This is a genomic window from Spiroplasma endosymbiont of Asaphidion curtum (assembly GCF_964031085.1).
Taxonomy (GTDB): Bacteria; Bacillota_I; Bacilli_A; order Mycoplasmatales; family Nriv7; genus Nriv7.
Genome location: NZ_OZ035001.1, coordinates 886,194 through 901,402, shown reverse-complemented (window position 1 = coordinate 901,402; position 15,209 = coordinate 886,194). Strand labels below are relative to the sequence as shown.

The following is a 15,209-nucleotide window of genomic DNA, read 5'->3' as shown; positions in this document are numbered from 1 at the left end:
AATAACTTTAATTGGAGGTATTTTATTTAAAAAATTTTTATAATTAAAATTACAAGAATTTGATAAATTAGAAAAAATGTTGCCAAGATAAGGAATGATAGTTATGACTAGAAGTAATTTATTTAAAAGACTTGGTACACCTTTAATTTTATCTACTATTTTGATAATATTATTTCCTAGGTGAAGTACAAATGTTAGATAAATACAAAGACGAAAATGAATTTTATAGTCTAATAGGCATAAAATATAAAACTTTCATGAAAATGGTAGAAATTTTAAAAGAAGCTGAAGCTAAACAAAAACAAATTGGTGGTAGACCAAATAAATTATCAATAGAGCAAAGATTACTTATGACTTTAGAATATTGAAAAGAATATAGTACATATCGTATTATTGCAAAAAAATATAATATTAGTCATGTTAGTTGTATTCGTAATATCTTTTGAGTTGAAAATACTCTAATAAAAAATAGTCACTTTCATATACCTGGCAAAAAGATATTATTGGAAAATAAGGGTACTAATAATAATTTATTAGCAATTGATGCTACAGAAATTCCAATTGAAAGAATTAAAAAAAACTAAAATTATTATTTTCTGGTAAGAAAAGGCAACATTCATTAAAATCGCAAATAATTATTGATTTATTAGACTTCTTGCATTACTTATTAAAATAATTACAAATTATTTTAATAAGTAATGCAAGAAGTCTATTTAACAATAAAATTATTTCAGTAGATTTTTGTTATGGCAGTATTCATGATTATAAGTTATTTTTAAAATCAAATACACTTATAAATCCAAAATTAGAATTAATTGCTGATTCAGGATATCAAGGTTTGCAAAATGTTGATAAAAATACATTATTGCCAATTAAAAAGAGTAAAAATAATCCTTTAAATCCAGATAAAAAGGAATATAATAGCTTTTTAAGTAAAGTTAGAATTGCCATTGAACATGTTTTTGCTAGATTAAAAAGATTTAAAATACTAGTTTATCGTTATCGCAATAAGATTAGAAGATTTGGATTACGATTTAACTTAATTTCAAGAATATATAATTTTGAATTAAGCTAGTTATAGTTATGTACCAAGTCTAAAGTTAGTTTAGTAATTAGTAATATTTTTTTAGTAGTATCTTGTAGTAAAATTAGTGATTTTTTACTTAATAATCCACAATTGCAATATCATATGTTAGCAGTTGGTAATGGTTTATCAACGATTATAACTAATTCGCAATATAAAAATCGAGCAGTAATGTTTGATACTGGTATTGGTGGTAATCCTAGAGATTGATGAAAAGATGAATATGCAAAAAGTAATTTTGTTGCTAATTATTTAAAGGAACTAGGAATTAATCAATTAGATGCAATCTTTATTTCTCACGATCATAGTGACCATGACCATACAAGTAATTTAGAAACGATTGTTAGTAACTTTACTGTTAAAAATATTTATGGTAGTCATTCATTTTTTGAACGCTATCAGGATAAAACAAGTAAAAAATGACCACAACAATGAGCAGATTTAGGTATTAGTCCTCAAGATATTAAACCAAATTATAAGGCATTAGGTTTATCATTTGATAATTTAACTTATAAAATTTATGATTTTATTAATAAAGATGCAATTAATGATGAAAATAATCAAAGTTTAGTGTTATCTTTTGCTTATCAAAATCATCGGTTTTTATTAACAGGCGATACCGAAAAGAAAGTAGAACAAGAATTAATGCCAAATTGTAAAGTTAAGTGCAACTAAATTATTTTTCTAACCAAATATTCGATTGGTGAAAGATAATTTAGTATTTTTCTTGGTCTTTGGTTTAAAGACAATATAAATTTATGAACTGCATTTTTAGTAGTATTTGAAAAATTAAATTTTTTAGGAAATTTTTCTCTAATTAAACCATTAGTATTTTCATTAGTACCTCTTTGTCAAGGCGAATACGCATTAGCAAAATAAATTTTCACATTTAAATTTTTTTCAAGTTGTTGTCAATTAGAAAATTCTTTACCCCTATCAAATGTTATAGTCTTAACAAGATTATTTGGAAGAATTGATAAATAATGGCTAATGTTTTCGTTAACAACTTTAGTAGTTCTATTTTCAACTAACATTGCTAAAGTAAATCTTGATGTTCTTTCAACTAAAGTTATTAAACATGATTTACTTTTACCTCGTGATGATACTACAGTATCACCTTCTCAATGACCAACAGTTATACGATTATTAACATTAATATTTCGTTCTTTAATTGATTTACCATTAAATTTACCGCGATTTTCTTGAGATTTTCGTTTCTTACCTTTTCTTCTTAAATTTTTATTAGTAACTTTTTCAAGTAATCCAGAATAAATTCAATTGTAAATTGTTTTAAAACTAATAATTCATTCTTTATGAAAATTTTTAATTCTGCCATAAATTTGTTCAGGCGATCAACCTAATAGTAATTTTTGTTGTACATATTTTACTAATTCTCTATTTTTAAACTTATGAAAATAAACATGTGATTGTTTTCTGTTTTCTGCTTTATTTTGTGCAATTAATGAAAAATAATGATTACTATCTTTATTTCTATTGACTTCTCGAATAATAGTACTAATACTTCGATTAAGATTTTTAGCTATTTCACTAATTTTTACTTTAAACTTCAATTGATTCTCAATATAAATTCTTTCATATATGCCAAGATGTTTGTAACCCATATAAAAACTCCTTGCTTTGTTTTTTCTAAAATAAACTTAGCATCATGAAATTTTTATATGAGATTTTTTGCAATTTTATTTAATTGCACTTACAAGTATAATTCAGCAATTAAAAAAGAATTTACTTCCAGAAGTTAATTTTTTACAAGTACCCTATCATGGTAGTAAAACATCAAGTTCATTGTCATTTTTAAATAAAATTAAACCTAAAACTTGCTTTGCTTCAGGTGTTGATCCTAGAACTTATGGAATAAAATATGTTGGTAATGAAAAACATATTTATCCAACAGCAGAAGTAATAACTAATTTAAAAACTGTTGGTTGTGATTTTTCTTGAACAGGAAGAGATGGAACATTAGTTTATACAATTGCAAATAGTAAATCACAAGTTGAAAAATTCAATTATCATATTAAAAATTATATATAAATCATTTTGGATAAAATTATTAATTATTTAAAAAATGTAATGATTACGATATAATTATTATGTAATTTAAAGATAATAAAAGAAGGTAATTATTTTGCAATTATTTCTAAGTAGTGAAAAAGATTATATTAATATTTTAGGTCAAAATTTATTAATTCAACATTTAATTATATCTTGTATTATTATTGGGATAGGATTTATTGCAATTATTAGTGCGATTTTATTAGTTATTAGTTATCGCAATCGTAATATTAAAAATTCATCTTGAGAAAAGTTTAAAAATGAAAAATTAATTTATAATATTGAATCAGAAATAATTAAAATGGGGCAAGCATTAAAAAATAAATAGTTATATTTTTATAAGGTAGGCAATAGATATGTCATGAAAAGAAAAAATAAGGGATAAGTTTTTTAATAAAGTAGAACAAAAGCGACTTAATGATAATAAATTAAAGGCAGAGCAACTTGATCCATATTTTCCTTATGAAAGAAAACAAAAGCAAAGTGATATTCCCCGAGTAATTAATCGTTATGAATTTACAGTTGATGATAAAAAATATTTTAATTCTGGTATTAAAGAGTCAACATCATATTATGAAGAAAATTATAATTTACCAAAAGCAAGAATTTATACCCCTAAAAATGATTATAGTCGTGAATTTGGTGGCAAACCATACCAACAAAATGCGACAACAATAACCTCTTATCAATATCCACAACAACCAATCTTAGATTCATCACCTAATGATTTTTTAGAAGATAATCATAATGATTATAGTCCAACATTATATCAAAAATCATATCAAGAACCATATTTATCTTATAATGAACCAGAAGCACAAGAATTATCTTATCGTTCGTTAAGTTTAAAAACTATTCCTAAGGAAATTGCTAATGAGGTTCGTAGTGAAAAATATCGTTTGGTTTTAACAATGATTATTGGTTTTTTAGGAATAATCTCTTCTTCAATACCATTAATTTTATGATTTTTAAAGCACCAAAATATTGTTATTGACAATGAAAATTTAATTCCTCATCCAACTTTAATGATACCGTTATGTATTGTGTCATTAGGTTTATTTTTTATTTCTTTGTTTGATTGAATTAAAATTAAAAAAGAAGTGGAAGGATATTTAAAAAAAGCTAAATTAGGAAATAATGTTATTCCTAATTTTATTATCGCTAATTATCGAAAAATGCATATTCGTAGTATTATTATTAATTGAGTAGCTTTTCCTTTGTATATTATTGGTGCTATGGTCATTGCTATTCTTTATGGATTATCAGGAGCAATCCAACCAAAAATTTTTGGTTTTTTAATTTTAGATATGACGATTAGAGATTTAACAACAGAAATTATTATTTTAACAGGAATATTATTTGCCTTGTTTTTTTTACAAGTATTAAATATTATTTTTGTTCGTAAAAGAAAAGCTAATATTATTGGTTTTTATGGTTATGAAATTATTAATCCATATGAAATGTATGAATTAAAGCGAGCAATAAATCGTCGCTGTTTATGAATTTGATTAACAATTATTGCGATTATATTTTTTGTTATTGCGATTCCGATTTGATTATTACGAAGAAAAAAAATTAAGGTTACTTCAAGTTAAAATGTATTTTCATTTATTTGTAAATCTTTTTATTAAAAATGATAGAAATTATCAATTGCAAACTATTAATCAAAAATTAATTGTTAAACAAGATTTCAATATTATTATTGATAATATTGAACAAGAAATAATTCGTGAGCAAGAAAATTTACAACAGTTACAAACAGTATATATTGCTGTTAATTGTTCTCGTGACCTTGATTTTGAACAATGAAAGCGAATTTTAAACATATTACAACCATTAGCAAGTAATATTATTGAATATAATTTAGAATTACATTGTAATGATACTGATGAATTATTTTTGTTATGAAATAGTTATGGTGTTAATCGTTTAATATGAAAAGTAATTTCATTTAGTAGGGCTGTATTTTTACAAAAAAATTATTGTGATAATATTAATTATGCTAATCAAATTAATAAAGCATTAACTAATGGTTTTAAAAATCAAGCAATTGATTTATTTTTTAATTTAAAAGGATATTCTAAATGTGTTATTCAAAATGATTTAAATATTTTAAGAAAATTACCTGTTGATCATATTAGTTATTATGAAGATGATAATAATTGTGTTGTAATTACATATCAATGATTGAAAAATATTTTAAAAGAAAATGGTTATTTACCATATGAAAAAAATAATTTTATTACTAATAAAGGCATTAAATCACAACATCAATATAGTTATTGAACTTTACAGAATTATTTAGGTGTTGGTATGGGTTCTAGTTCTTTTCATAAAAATTCACAAATAGTTATCTTCCAAAATACTAATGAATATCCATTATGGCGACAAACAATTACTAAAATTACAAAACAGGAATATTATGCACAAATTTTTATTATGGGATTAGGACTACTTGAAGGCGTTAATTTGAGAGCAAAGCAAAATAAAGTAGCTTATAAATATTTTAAAAATGAGATTAATAAACTGATTACAAAAAAGAAGCTAAATATTAAAAATAATTTTCTTTTTTGTGATCAAGATAAATGAGAAAATTTAGATGATATTTTATTATCATTTATTTAATAGACTTCTTGCATTACTTATTAAAATAATTACAAATTATTTGTAAATAAAAATTACTATATAGTAATTTCTAACTTTTATTAGGTTAATACTTATGGATTTTATTAAATGTGTAAATTTTGACACAACAAAAAATTATTTTATTATTTAAATTTAATTTTAAATAAATATTTTATGTTATCTATAATTGCAAATTATAAATTGAAGCAATTAAATTAAATCTTAAACTAAATCGTTTTCTACGATTACGATATTTTTCAGTAATAATTTTAAATTTTTTAAGAATAGCAAAAATATTTTCAATAATAATTCTCATTTTTGAAATTAATTTATTATTATGTTTTTGTTCTTTATTTAAAGGGTTTTTCTTTGTTTTTTTCTTAGGTATTAGAACATTACTATGAATTTTTTGTATTCCTTGATAACCATTATCAACTATTAATTTAGTATTTTTTAAAATTGAGATTTTTGATTCTTTAAATAAACAAAAATCATGCTTTTTACCGAGAGAAAAATTTGTTGCAATAATTATTTTGCTTTCTTTTTCAATAATTACTTGTGTTTTAATAGTGTGTTTTTTCTTTTTTCCTGAATAAGATTGTTTTTGTCTTTTTTTGGGCGTTGAATGGGTGTTTCTGTAGCATCAATAATAATTGTTTTATCATTAAAATAATCATTTATTAATGCTTTTTTACCAGCAAGTTGTTGAAAATCAGGATGTTTGATTAAAATATCTTCAATTCACTTGATATTTCGATAACAACTAGCTTCACTAATATCAAAACTTTTACCAAGATGAAAATAAGTACGATATTCTCGTCAATATGATAAAATCATCAATAATCTATTTTCTAATGATAATTTATTATTTTTACCACCTCTTTTAAACTTTTTTAACTCAGCTTCTTTTAAAATATTTAACATTTTATTAAAAGTACTTTGCTTTATTCCAGTTAATCGTAATAATTCTTTATCATTAATAAAATTAAATTTATCAAATTTCATAATCTTAAATTCCTTATAATTTCTATTTTAAATATATTTTATAGGAATTTTGTTTAATAAATAAGTAATGCAAGAAGTCTAATATTGAAAACAAGTTATAATGGAGAAGGAAATATCAATTGCTAGTTTAGCTCAGTCGGTAGAGCACACCCATGGTAAGGGTGAGGTCAAGAGTTCAATTCTCTTAACCAGCACCATCTGAGAGTTGTGTGAGCGGTTTAAACAGTCATCTTGGAAAGATGATGAATCCGAAAGGATTCCATGGGTTCGAATCCCGTACTCTCCGCCATAAAATGAAATATAGTAAATAAATGTTTATAAAGGGGTTTTTTATGAAAAAAAGTACTATTTTAGATGAAAAAGTTAAATTACATAATGGTATTATGATGCCAATTATGGGTTTTGGAACATATAAAATTGAAAATAATGAATTAGGTAAGCAAGCTCTATTTTAGAAGCCTTAAATCAGGGTTATCGCCATATTGATACGGCTAAAATTTATGGGAATGAAGAAATCGTTGGTCAAGCAATTAAAGAAAGTAATATTTCTCGCAGTGAAATTTTTGTTACAACGAAACTTTGAGGTAATGAATTAACAAAAGAACAGTATTTACAAGAGATTGATAACTCGTTAGAAAAATTAGGTTTGGAATTTGTTGATTTATTTTTAATGCATTGACCATGAAATAATCGCAAAATTGCTTGAGAAGTATTAGAAGAAATATATACTTAATTTGAATATTAGACTTCTTGCATTACTTATTTATTAGCCAAATTGTAAAGTTAAGTGCAACTAAATTATTTTTCTAACCAAATATTCGATTGGTGAAAGATAATTTAGTATTTTTCTTGGTCTTTGGTTTAAAGACAATATAAATTTATGAACTGCATTTTTAGTAGTATTTGAAAAATTAAATTTTTTAGGAAATTTTTCTCTAATTAAACCATTAGTATTTTCATTAGTACCTCTTTGTCAAGGCGAATACGCATTAGCAAAATAAATTTTCACATTTAAATTTTTTTCAAGTTGTTGTCAATTAGAAAATTCTTTACCCCTATCAAATGTTATAGTCTTAACAAGATTATTTGGAAGAATTGATAAATAATGGCTAATGTTTTCGTTAACAACTTTAGTAGTTCTATTTTCAACTAACATTGCTAAAGTAAATCTTGATGTTCTTTCAACTAAAGTTATTAAACATGATTTACTTTTACCTCGTGATGATACTACAGTATCACCTTCTCAATGACCAACAGTTATACGATTATTAACATTAATATTTCGTTCTTTAATTGATTTACCATTAAATTTACCGCGATTTTCTTGAGATTTTCGTTTCTTACCTTTTCTTCTTAAATTTTTATTAGTAACTTTTTCAAGTAATCCAGAATAAATTCAATTGTAAATTGTTTTAAAACTAATAATTCATTCTTTATGAAAATTTTTAATTCTGCCATAAATTTGTTCAGGCGATCAACCTAATAGTAATTTTTGTTGTACATATTTTACTAATTCTCTATTTTTAAACTTATGAAAATAAACATGTGATTGTTTTCTGTTTTCTGCTTTATTTTGTGCAATTAATGAAAAATAATGATTACTATCTTTATTTCTATTGACTTCTCGAATAATAGTACTAATACTTCGATTAAGATTTTTAGCTATTTCACTAATTTTTACTTTAAACTTCAATTGATTCTCAATATAAATTCTTTCATATATGCCAAGATGTTTGTAACCCATATAAAAACTCCTTGCTTTGTTTTTTCTAAAATAAACTTAGCATCATGAAATTTTTATATGAGATTTTTTGCAATTTTATTTACTTGCACTTACAAGTATAATTCAGCATTAAACAAAATTCCTATAAAATATATTTAAAATAGAAATTATAAGGAATTTAAGATTATGAAATTTGATAAATTTAATTTTATTAATGATAAAGAATTATTACGATTAACTGGAATAAAGCAAAGTACTTTTAATAAAATGTTAAATATTTTAAAAGAAGCTGAGTTAAAAAAGTTTAAAAGAGGTGGCAAAAATAATAAATTATCATTAAAAAATAGATTATTGATGACTTTATCATATTGACGAGAATATCGTACTTATTTTCATCTTGGTAAAAGTTTTGATATTAGTGAAGCTAGTTGTTATCGAAATATCAAGTGAATTGAAGATATTTTAATCAAACATCCTGATTTTCAACAACTTGCTGGTAAAAAAGCATTAATAAATGATTATTTTAATGATAAAACAATTATTATTGATGCTACAGAAACACCCATTCAACGCCCAAAAAAAGACAAAAACAATCTTATTCAGGAAAAAAGAAAAAACACACTATTAAAACACAAGTAATTATTGAAAAAGAAAGCAAAATAATTATTGCAACAAATTTTTTTCTCGGTAAAAAGCATGATTTTTGTTTATTTAAAGAATCAAAAATCCCAATTTTAAAAAATACTAAATTAATAGTTGATAATGGTTATCAAGGAATACAAAAAATTCATAGTAATGTTCTAATACCTAAGAAAAAAACAAAGAAAAACCCTTTAAATAAAGAACAAAAACATAATAATAAATTAATTTCAAAAATGAGAATTATTATTGAAAATATTTTTGCTATTCTTAAAAAATTTAAAATTATTACTGAAAAATATCGTAATCGTAGAAAACGATTTAGTTTAAGATTTAATTTAATTGCTTCAATTTATAATTTGCAATTATAGATAACATAAAATATTTATTTAAAATTAAATTTAAATAATAGACTTCTTGCATTACTTATTTATTAAACAAAATTCCTATAAAATATATTTAAAATAGAAATTATAAGGAATTTAAGATTATGAAATTTGATAAATTTAATTTTATTAATGATAAAGAATTATTACGATTAACTGGAATAAAGCAAAGTACTTTTAATAAAATGTTAAATATTTTAAAAGAAGCTGAGTTAAAAAAGTTTAAAAGAGGTGGTAAAAATAATAAATTATCATTAGAAAATAGATTATTGATGACTTTATCATATTGACGAGAATATCGTACTTATTTTCATCTTGGTAAAAGTTTTGATATTAGTGAAGCTAGTTGTTATCGAAATATCAAGTGAATTGAAGATATTTTAATCAAACATCCTGATTTTCAACAACTTGCTGGTAAAAAAGCATTAATAAATGATTATTTTAATGATAAAACAATTATTATTGATGCTACAGAAACACCCATTCAACGCCCAAAAAAAGACAAAAACAATCTTATTCAGGAAAAAAGAAAAAACACACTATTAAAACACAAGTAATTATTGAAAAAGAAAGCAAAATAATTATTGCAACAAATTTTTCTCTCGGTAAAAAGCATGATTTTTGTTTATTTAAAGAATCAAAAATCCCAATTTTAAAAAATACTAAATTAATAGTTGATAATGGTTATCAAGGAATACAAAAAATTCATAGTAATGTTCTAATACCTAAGAAAAAAACAAAGAAAAACCCTTTAAATAAAGAACAAAAACATAATAATAAATTAATTTCAAAAATGAGAATTATTATTGAAAATATTTTTGCTATTCTTAAAAAATTTAAAATTATTACTGAAAAATATCGTAATCGTAGAAAACGATTTAGTTTAAGATTTAATTTAATTGCTTCAATTTATAATTTGCAATTATAGATAACATAAAATATTTATTTAAAATTAAATTTAAATAATAAAATAATTTTTTGTTGTGTCAAAATTTACACATTTAATAAAATCCATAAGTATTAACCTAATAAAAGTTAGAAATTACTATATAGTATTTTTTATTTACAAATAATTTGTAATTATTTTAATAAGTAATGCAAGAAGTCTAATAAAATAATTTTTTGTTGTGTCAAAATTTACACATTTAATAAAATCCATAAGTATTAACCTAATAAAAGTTAGAAATTACTATATAGTATTTTTTATTTACAAATAATTTGTAATTATTTTAATAAGTAATGCAAGAAGTCTATTGAACATTTAGAACAGTTAAAACAAGATGCTAAAGAGTTACCAGTTGCTAATCAAATTGAGTTTCATCCAGGATTAAATCAAACGGAATTAAGAGCATATCATCAAAAAAATAATATTGTAACTATTGGTTGAGGGACAATGAAATATCATGATTTTTTACCAGAAAGTTGTGAACAGATTGCTCATGAATATAATAAAACAATTCAACAATTATTTTTACGATGAGCTTATCAACATCAAAGTTTAATAATTCCAAAGTCAATGCATAAGACGCGGATTATTGAAAATAGTGCGATTGATGATTTTAAAATTAGTGATGAACATATGAAGTGAATTGATAGTTTACCACAATCACGAAAAGGTTCTGCTCCTAATAATTTTGATTTTAGAAATTAGAAAAAATTCCTTGTAAAATTACAAGGAATTTTATATATTGTTAACTTTAAACTAATGAAGAGTCAGATTTTAAAGCTGCTTCTAAATTGTTTCCTGCGGTTAATAAATAAGAATGAAGCATATTTTTTTCAACATTATTTAATTTATTTAACAAAATATTATCAATTTGTTCTTTTATTAATGCTGCCTTTTTAATAATTTCTTGTCCTTTAGGAGTTAAAGTTAATAATTTTGAACGACGGTCACTCGCAAGAACTTTACAAGTAATATATTCCTTTTTAACTAATGTTGATATCACGGCTGATGTATCAGCTTTGGATTTGCAAAGTTCTTTTGCAACATTAACAATAATGGGTTTATCTTTAATCTTATCAATTACTAATAAAATATTTATATGTACTGGCATTAGATTTTTAATTTCTAATTTTCTTAATAAGTCAATGTATAACTTTTCTTTAAGTTGCGAGATTTTATATAATAGAGTTAGATGATTTGTCATTGTCATTCATTAGACCACCTTCTTGTTGTTTTCTCTTCATAGCATAATTATATAATAAATTATCAAAATAATTCAAATATATTTTAATTATATCTTAAATAGTCTAATAAAAAAAATGAACCTTCATTAGGTTCATTTTTTAAAATTTACGGGGCGGTTTTCTTTCGTGATTGTCTTCTGGTTTACAAGTAGGACAGTCACTACAGTTATTTATATTATTACTTTGGTGTTCTGCTCCTGGTGCACGACAAGTACATTGGCAGGCAACACAGCGTAATTTACAATTATCAGTCATTATTTCTCCTTTCGAGTAATGTTCTTTAATTGTATCACATAACTTAGTTTTGCTTGTCTACTTAAATATTAAGGAGATATTATTTAAGTTGCTGAATTATACTTGTAAGTACAAGTAAATAAAATTGCAAAAAATCTCATATAAAAATTTCATGATGCTAAGTTTATTTTAGAAAAAACAAAGCAAGGAGTTTTTATATGGGTTACAAACATCTTGGCATATATGAAAGAATTTATATTGAGAATCAATTGAAGTTTAAAGTAAAAATTAGTGAAATAGCTAAAAATCTTAATCGAAGTATTAGTACTATTATTCGAGAAGTCAATAGAAATAAAGATAGTAATCATTATTTTTCATTAATTGCACAAAATAAAGCAGAAAACAGAAAACAATCACATGTTTATTTTCATAAGTTTAAAAATAGAGAATTAGTAAAATATGTACAACAAAAATTACTATTAGGTTGATCGCCTGAACAAATTTATGGCAGAATTAAAAATTTTCATAAAGAATGAATTATTAGTTTTAAAACAATTTACAATTGAATTTATTCTGGATTACTTGAAAAAGTTACTAATAAAAATTTAAGAAGAAAAGGTAAGAAACGAAAATCTCAAGAAAATCGCGGTAAATTTAATGGTAAATCAATTAAAGAACGAAATATTAATGTTAATAATCGTATAACTGTTGGTCATTGAGAAGGTGATACTGTAGTATCATCACGAGGTAAAAGTAAATCATGTTTAATAACTTTAGTTGAAAGAACATCAAGATTTACTTTAGCAATGTTAGTTGAAAATAGAACTACTAAAGTTGTTAACGAAAACATTAGCCATTATTTATCAATTCTTCCAAATAATCTTGTTAAGACTATAACATTTGATAGGGGTAAAGAATTTTCTAATTGACAACAACTTGAAAAAAATTTAAATGTGAAAATTTATTTTGCTAATGCGTATTCGCCTTGACAAAGAGGTACTAATGAAAATACTAATGGTTTAATTAGAGAAAAATTTCCTAAAAAATTTAATTTTTCAAATACTACTAAAAATGCAGTTCATAAATTTATATTGTCTTTAAACCAAAGACCAAGAAAAATACTAAATTATCTTTCACCAATCGAATATTTGGTTAGAAAAATAATTTAGTTGCACTTAACTTTACAATTTGGCAAATAATAAAATAATTTTTTGTTGTGTCAAAATTTACACATTTAATAAAATCCATAAGTATTAACCTAATAAAAGTTAGAAATTACTATATAGTATTTTTTATTTACAAATAATTTGTAATTATTTTAATAAGTAATGCAAGAAGTCTATTCTTTATGAAAATTTTTAATTCTGCCATAAATTTGTTCAGGCGATCAACCTAATAGTAATTTTTGTTGTACATATTTTACTAATTCTCTATTTTTAAACTTATGAAAATAAACATGTGATTGTTTTCTGTTTTCTGCTTTATTTTGTGCAATTAATGAAAAATAATGATTACTATCTTTATTTCTATTGACTTCTCGAATAATAGTACTAATACTTCGATTAAGATTTTTAGCTATTTCACTAATTTTTACTTTAAACTTCAATTGATTCTCAATATAAATTCTTTCATATATGCCAAGATGTTTGTAACCCATATAAAAACTCCTTGCTTTGTTTTTTCTAAAATAAACTTAGCATCATGAAATTTTTATATGAGATTTTTTGCAATTTTATTTACTTGTACTTACAAGTATAATTCAGCAAGTAATGCAAGAAGTCTAATCATTGCTGACTGTCTTAATACTTATTCAAACATTTACCTACCTAACAAAACTTTATGCGCCCTTATTTAATAAACCTCTTGTTCTTATCCTAAGTTTCTGATATATTACAAGATTGCTAATTTTTTATCGCAACCACAGCCGGTTAGTACATTTGGTTTTTTTATAAACTTTTTAGAAAAAACTTTCTTTTGGCAGTAACATTTTGTTGGCATGCAATTAATAACCCATCAAGAACAATAAAAGATTTTAGCGAGCTGGGATAACAATTAAACGAATTAGAATTGATAATGCTCCGGAATTTACTACTAATTGAAGTAATAAAAAAGCATACCAAGTAAAAAAGGTTTTTTACAACCTTTTTTTAAAAATAAATCAAAATTTACAATCCTTCTTTATATTTAACTAATTTTTTAATGCCATCGGTAATTTAAAATTATTTAAATTTATCTTTGGAGCAAACACTGCAATTGGTATCATACCACTCATAAATTTAAAATTAATATTAAGCTTTGTTAATATTTTTTCAGAAGATAAATCAAGGGGAAAATTTATATCTTCTATTTCAAATTTTTTGATTGATATATAATTTTTATTTACAGTATTAGGAAATCCAGGATTTAATTTTTCTAATGATTTTAAAATTTCTGGCAATAATGCTGTTTTTAATTCTTCTTTAGTAACTTTTTTTGGATCGTTAGCAATTATTTTTTGAGGAGATTCAATTGATATAATTTTAACATTTGCATAAAGTTTTCTTTTAATATTTATTATTATTTCGACATTATTGTTATTATTATTTTTTTCACTAATCTTTGCTTTAATAAAAATATTTGTTTTATTTCTTATGTCAACTGGAAAATTTTGACTAAAATCAACGATAAAATCATTTTCAGTTAAAGAATTATTAATTTTTTTTAAAAGTTCTAAAATTGCCCTTTTTACTTTTTCACTAATATCTGTTTCCAGAATTGACTGTTTTGTTAAAAATTCATCATTAGATGTTTCATCTAAAAATATTTCTTTTTTAGTAATTTCACTTATATCAAATTTGAAATTATTAGAATTAGAAGCACCTAAATCAGGTTCATGATTAATTGTTTCTGCTACTGATTTAGGTGCTTCTAATCCAGGTTCATGATTAATTGTTTCTGCTACTGATTTAGGTGCTTCTAATCCAGGTTCATGATTAATTGTTTCTGCTACTGATTTAGGTGCTTCTAATCCAGGTTCATGATTAATTGTTTCTGCTACTGATTTAGGTGCTTCTAATCCAGGCTCATGATTAATTGTTTCTGCTACTGATTTAGGTGCTTCTAATCCAGGTTCATGATTAATTGTTTCTGCTACTGATTTAGGTGTTTCAGTAACATTTTTTTTAACTTTAGACTCGCTCCCACAACTAACAACTGAAATTAACTCAATAACAACTAAATTTACTGCACTTAATAAATTTAATAACTTTTTCAA

20 protein-coding genes and 1 tRNA gene are annotated in these 15,209 nt (G+C 23.2%); 15 read left to right on the top strand and 6 right to left on the bottom strand.

Annotated features, from left to right (window positions below):
* Positions 1-191 precede the first annotated feature (191 nt).
* The 3 genes from AAHJ00_RS05360 to AAHJ00_RS05350 all read left to right on the top strand — a co-directional run bounded on the left by AAHJ00_RS05360 (position 192) and on the right by AAHJ00_RS05350 (position 1,759).
* Positions 192-584, top strand: coding sequence for a transposase family protein (locus AAHJ00_RS05360; protein WP_342223694.1), 393 nt, complete (start codon positions 192-194; stop codon positions 582-584).
* Between the two features lie 92 nt (positions 585-676).
* Positions 677-1,075, top strand: coding sequence for a transposase family protein (locus AAHJ00_RS05355; protein WP_342224616.1), 399 nt, complete (start codon positions 677-679; stop codon positions 1,073-1,075).
* A gap of 114 nt (positions 1,076-1,189) precedes the next feature.
* Complete coding sequence (locus AAHJ00_RS05350; protein WP_342223693.1) at positions 1,190-1,759, top strand: MBL fold metallo-hydrolase; 570 nt, start codon at positions 1,190-1,192, stop codon at positions 1,757-1,759.
* Here AAHJ00_RS05350 and AAHJ00_RS05345 read toward each other — a convergent pair.
* Positions 1,756-2,706: an IS30 family transposase gene (locus tag AAHJ00_RS05345; RefSeq protein ID WP_342223478.1), complete on the bottom strand. Its 951-nt coding sequence runs from the start codon at positions 2,704-2,706 to the stop codon at positions 1,756-1,758. The genes AAHJ00_RS05350 and AAHJ00_RS05345 overlap by 4 nt on opposite strands.
* Positions 2,707-2,773: 67 nt before the next feature.
* Here AAHJ00_RS05345 and AAHJ00_RS05340 point away from each other — a divergent pair, with 67 nt between their 5' ends.
* From AAHJ00_RS05340 to AAHJ00_RS05325, 4 genes are all read left to right on the top strand, one after another.
* Positions 2,774-3,133, top strand: coding sequence for a hypothetical protein (locus AAHJ00_RS05340; RefSeq protein WP_342223692.1), 360 nt, complete (start codon positions 2,774-2,776; stop codon positions 3,131-3,133).
* A gap of 94 nt (positions 3,134-3,227) precedes the next feature.
* Entirely contained in the window at positions 3,228-3,482 is a 255-nt protein-coding gene (locus tag AAHJ00_RS05335; protein ID WP_342223691.1) for a hypothetical protein, read from the top strand.
* Between the two features lie 28 nt (positions 3,483-3,510).
* Positions 3,511-4,749: an MSC_0882 family membrane protein gene (locus AAHJ00_RS05330; RefSeq protein WP_342223690.1), complete on the top strand. Its 1,239-nt coding sequence runs from the start codon at positions 3,511-3,513 to the stop codon at positions 4,747-4,749.
* Position 4,750: 1 nt separating this feature from the next.
* A complete protein-coding gene (locus tag AAHJ00_RS05325) occupies positions 4,751-5,779 on the top strand; it encodes a hypothetical protein (protein WP_342223689.1) in 1,029 nt (342 codons plus the stop codon).
* 181 nt (positions 5,780-5,960) lie between these two features.
* On the opposite strand, the gene AAHJ00_RS05320 is transcribed toward AAHJ00_RS05325, so the two are convergent.
* A protein-coding gene (locus AAHJ00_RS05320) for an IS5 family transposase (protein WP_342223688.1) occupies positions 5,961-6,784 on the bottom strand; the annotation gives its coding sequence in 2 pieces (ribosomal slippage) (positions 5,961-6,388 and positions 6,388-6,784; 825 coding nt in all).
* A 121-nt stretch (positions 6,785-6,905) separates the two neighbouring features.
* On the opposite strand from AAHJ00_RS05320, the gene AAHJ00_RS05315 reads away from it, so the two are divergent.
* The 3 genes from AAHJ00_RS05315 (at position 6,906) to AAHJ00_RS07960 (ending at position 7,517) form a co-directional block, all read left to right on the top strand.
* Positions 6,906-6,981 (top strand) — tRNA-Thr (locus tag AAHJ00_RS05315).
* Between the two features lie 135 nt (positions 6,982-7,116).
* Positions 7,117-7,239: a hypothetical protein gene (locus AAHJ00_RS05310; RefSeq protein ID WP_342223687.1), complete on the top strand. Its 123-nt coding sequence runs from the start codon at positions 7,117-7,119 to the stop codon at positions 7,237-7,239.
* Positions 7,233-7,517 (top strand): aldo/keto reductase, encoded by a 285-nt coding sequence (locus AAHJ00_RS07960; RefSeq protein WP_425288892.1) that lies wholly within the window; start codon positions 7,233-7,235, stop codon positions 7,515-7,517. The genes AAHJ00_RS05310 and AAHJ00_RS07960 overlap by 7 nt, the downstream gene beginning before the upstream one ends.
* Positions 7,518-7,577: 60 nt before the next feature.
* On the opposite strand, the gene AAHJ00_RS05305 is transcribed toward AAHJ00_RS07960, so the two are convergent.
* On the bottom strand, positions 7,578-8,528 hold the full coding sequence (locus AAHJ00_RS05305; protein WP_342223478.1) for an IS30 family transposase: 951 nt from the start codon (positions 8,526-8,528) through the stop codon (positions 7,578-7,580).
* Between the two features lie 165 nt (positions 8,529-8,693).
* Here AAHJ00_RS05305 and AAHJ00_RS05300 point away from each other — a divergent pair.
* The 3 genes from AAHJ00_RS05300 (at position 8,694) to AAHJ00_RS05290 (ending at position 11,183) form a co-directional block, all read left to right on the top strand.
* Positions 8,694-9,517 (top strand): IS5 family transposase gene (locus tag AAHJ00_RS05300; RefSeq protein ID WP_342223686.1). Its coding sequence is split into 2 segments (ribosomal slippage): positions 8,694-9,090 and positions 9,090-9,517, totalling 825 coding nucleotides; the frame shifts between segments, so codons are not numbered across the junction.
* Positions 9,518-9,636: 119 nt separating this feature from the next.
* Positions 9,637-10,460, top strand: a protein-coding gene (locus AAHJ00_RS05295; RefSeq protein ID WP_342223477.1) for an IS5 family transposase whose coding sequence is annotated in 2 segments (ribosomal slippage) — positions 9,637-10,033 and positions 10,033-10,460 — 825 coding nt in all. Because the reading frame shifts where the segments join, the coding sequence is not laid out codon by codon here.
* Between the two features lie 465 nt (positions 10,461-10,925).
* Positions 10,926-11,183, top strand: a complete 258-nt coding sequence (locus AAHJ00_RS05290; protein WP_342223685.1) for an aldo/keto reductase — start codon at positions 10,926-10,928, stop codon at positions 11,181-11,183.
* A 46-nt stretch (positions 11,184-11,229) separates the two neighbouring features.
* Here the strand turns inward: AAHJ00_RS05290 and AAHJ00_RS05285 are convergent, their stop codons facing one another.
* On the bottom strand, positions 11,230-11,688 hold the full coding sequence (locus tag AAHJ00_RS05285) for a hypothetical protein (RefSeq protein WP_342223684.1): 459 nt from the start codon (positions 11,686-11,688) through the stop codon (positions 11,230-11,232).
* Positions 11,689-12,174: 486 nt separating this feature from the next.
* Here AAHJ00_RS05285 and AAHJ00_RS05280 point away from each other — a divergent pair, with 486 nt between their 5' ends.
* On the top strand, positions 12,175-13,125 hold the full coding sequence (locus AAHJ00_RS05280; RefSeq protein WP_342223478.1) for an IS30 family transposase: 951 nt from the start codon (positions 12,175-12,177) through the stop codon (positions 13,123-13,125).
* Positions 13,126-13,295: 170 nt separating this feature from the next.
* Here AAHJ00_RS05280 and AAHJ00_RS05275 read toward each other — a convergent pair whose 3' ends face one another.
* Positions 13,296-13,613: a helix-turn-helix domain-containing protein gene (locus AAHJ00_RS05275; protein WP_342223683.1), complete on the bottom strand. Its 318-nt coding sequence runs from the start codon at positions 13,611-13,613 to the stop codon at positions 13,296-13,298.
* A gap of 57 nt (positions 13,614-13,670) precedes the next feature.
* On the opposite strand from AAHJ00_RS05275, the gene AAHJ00_RS05270 reads away from it, so the two are divergent.
* Positions 13,671-13,811: a hypothetical protein gene (locus tag AAHJ00_RS05270; protein ID WP_342223682.1), complete on the top strand. Its 141-nt coding sequence runs from the start codon at positions 13,671-13,673 to the stop codon at positions 13,809-13,811.
* 333 nt (positions 13,812-14,144) lie between these two features.
* Here AAHJ00_RS05270 and AAHJ00_RS05265 read toward each other — a convergent pair whose 3' ends face one another.
* Complete coding sequence (locus AAHJ00_RS05265; RefSeq protein ID WP_342223681.1) at positions 14,145-15,209, bottom strand: hypothetical protein; 1,065 nt, start codon at positions 15,207-15,209, stop codon at positions 14,145-14,147.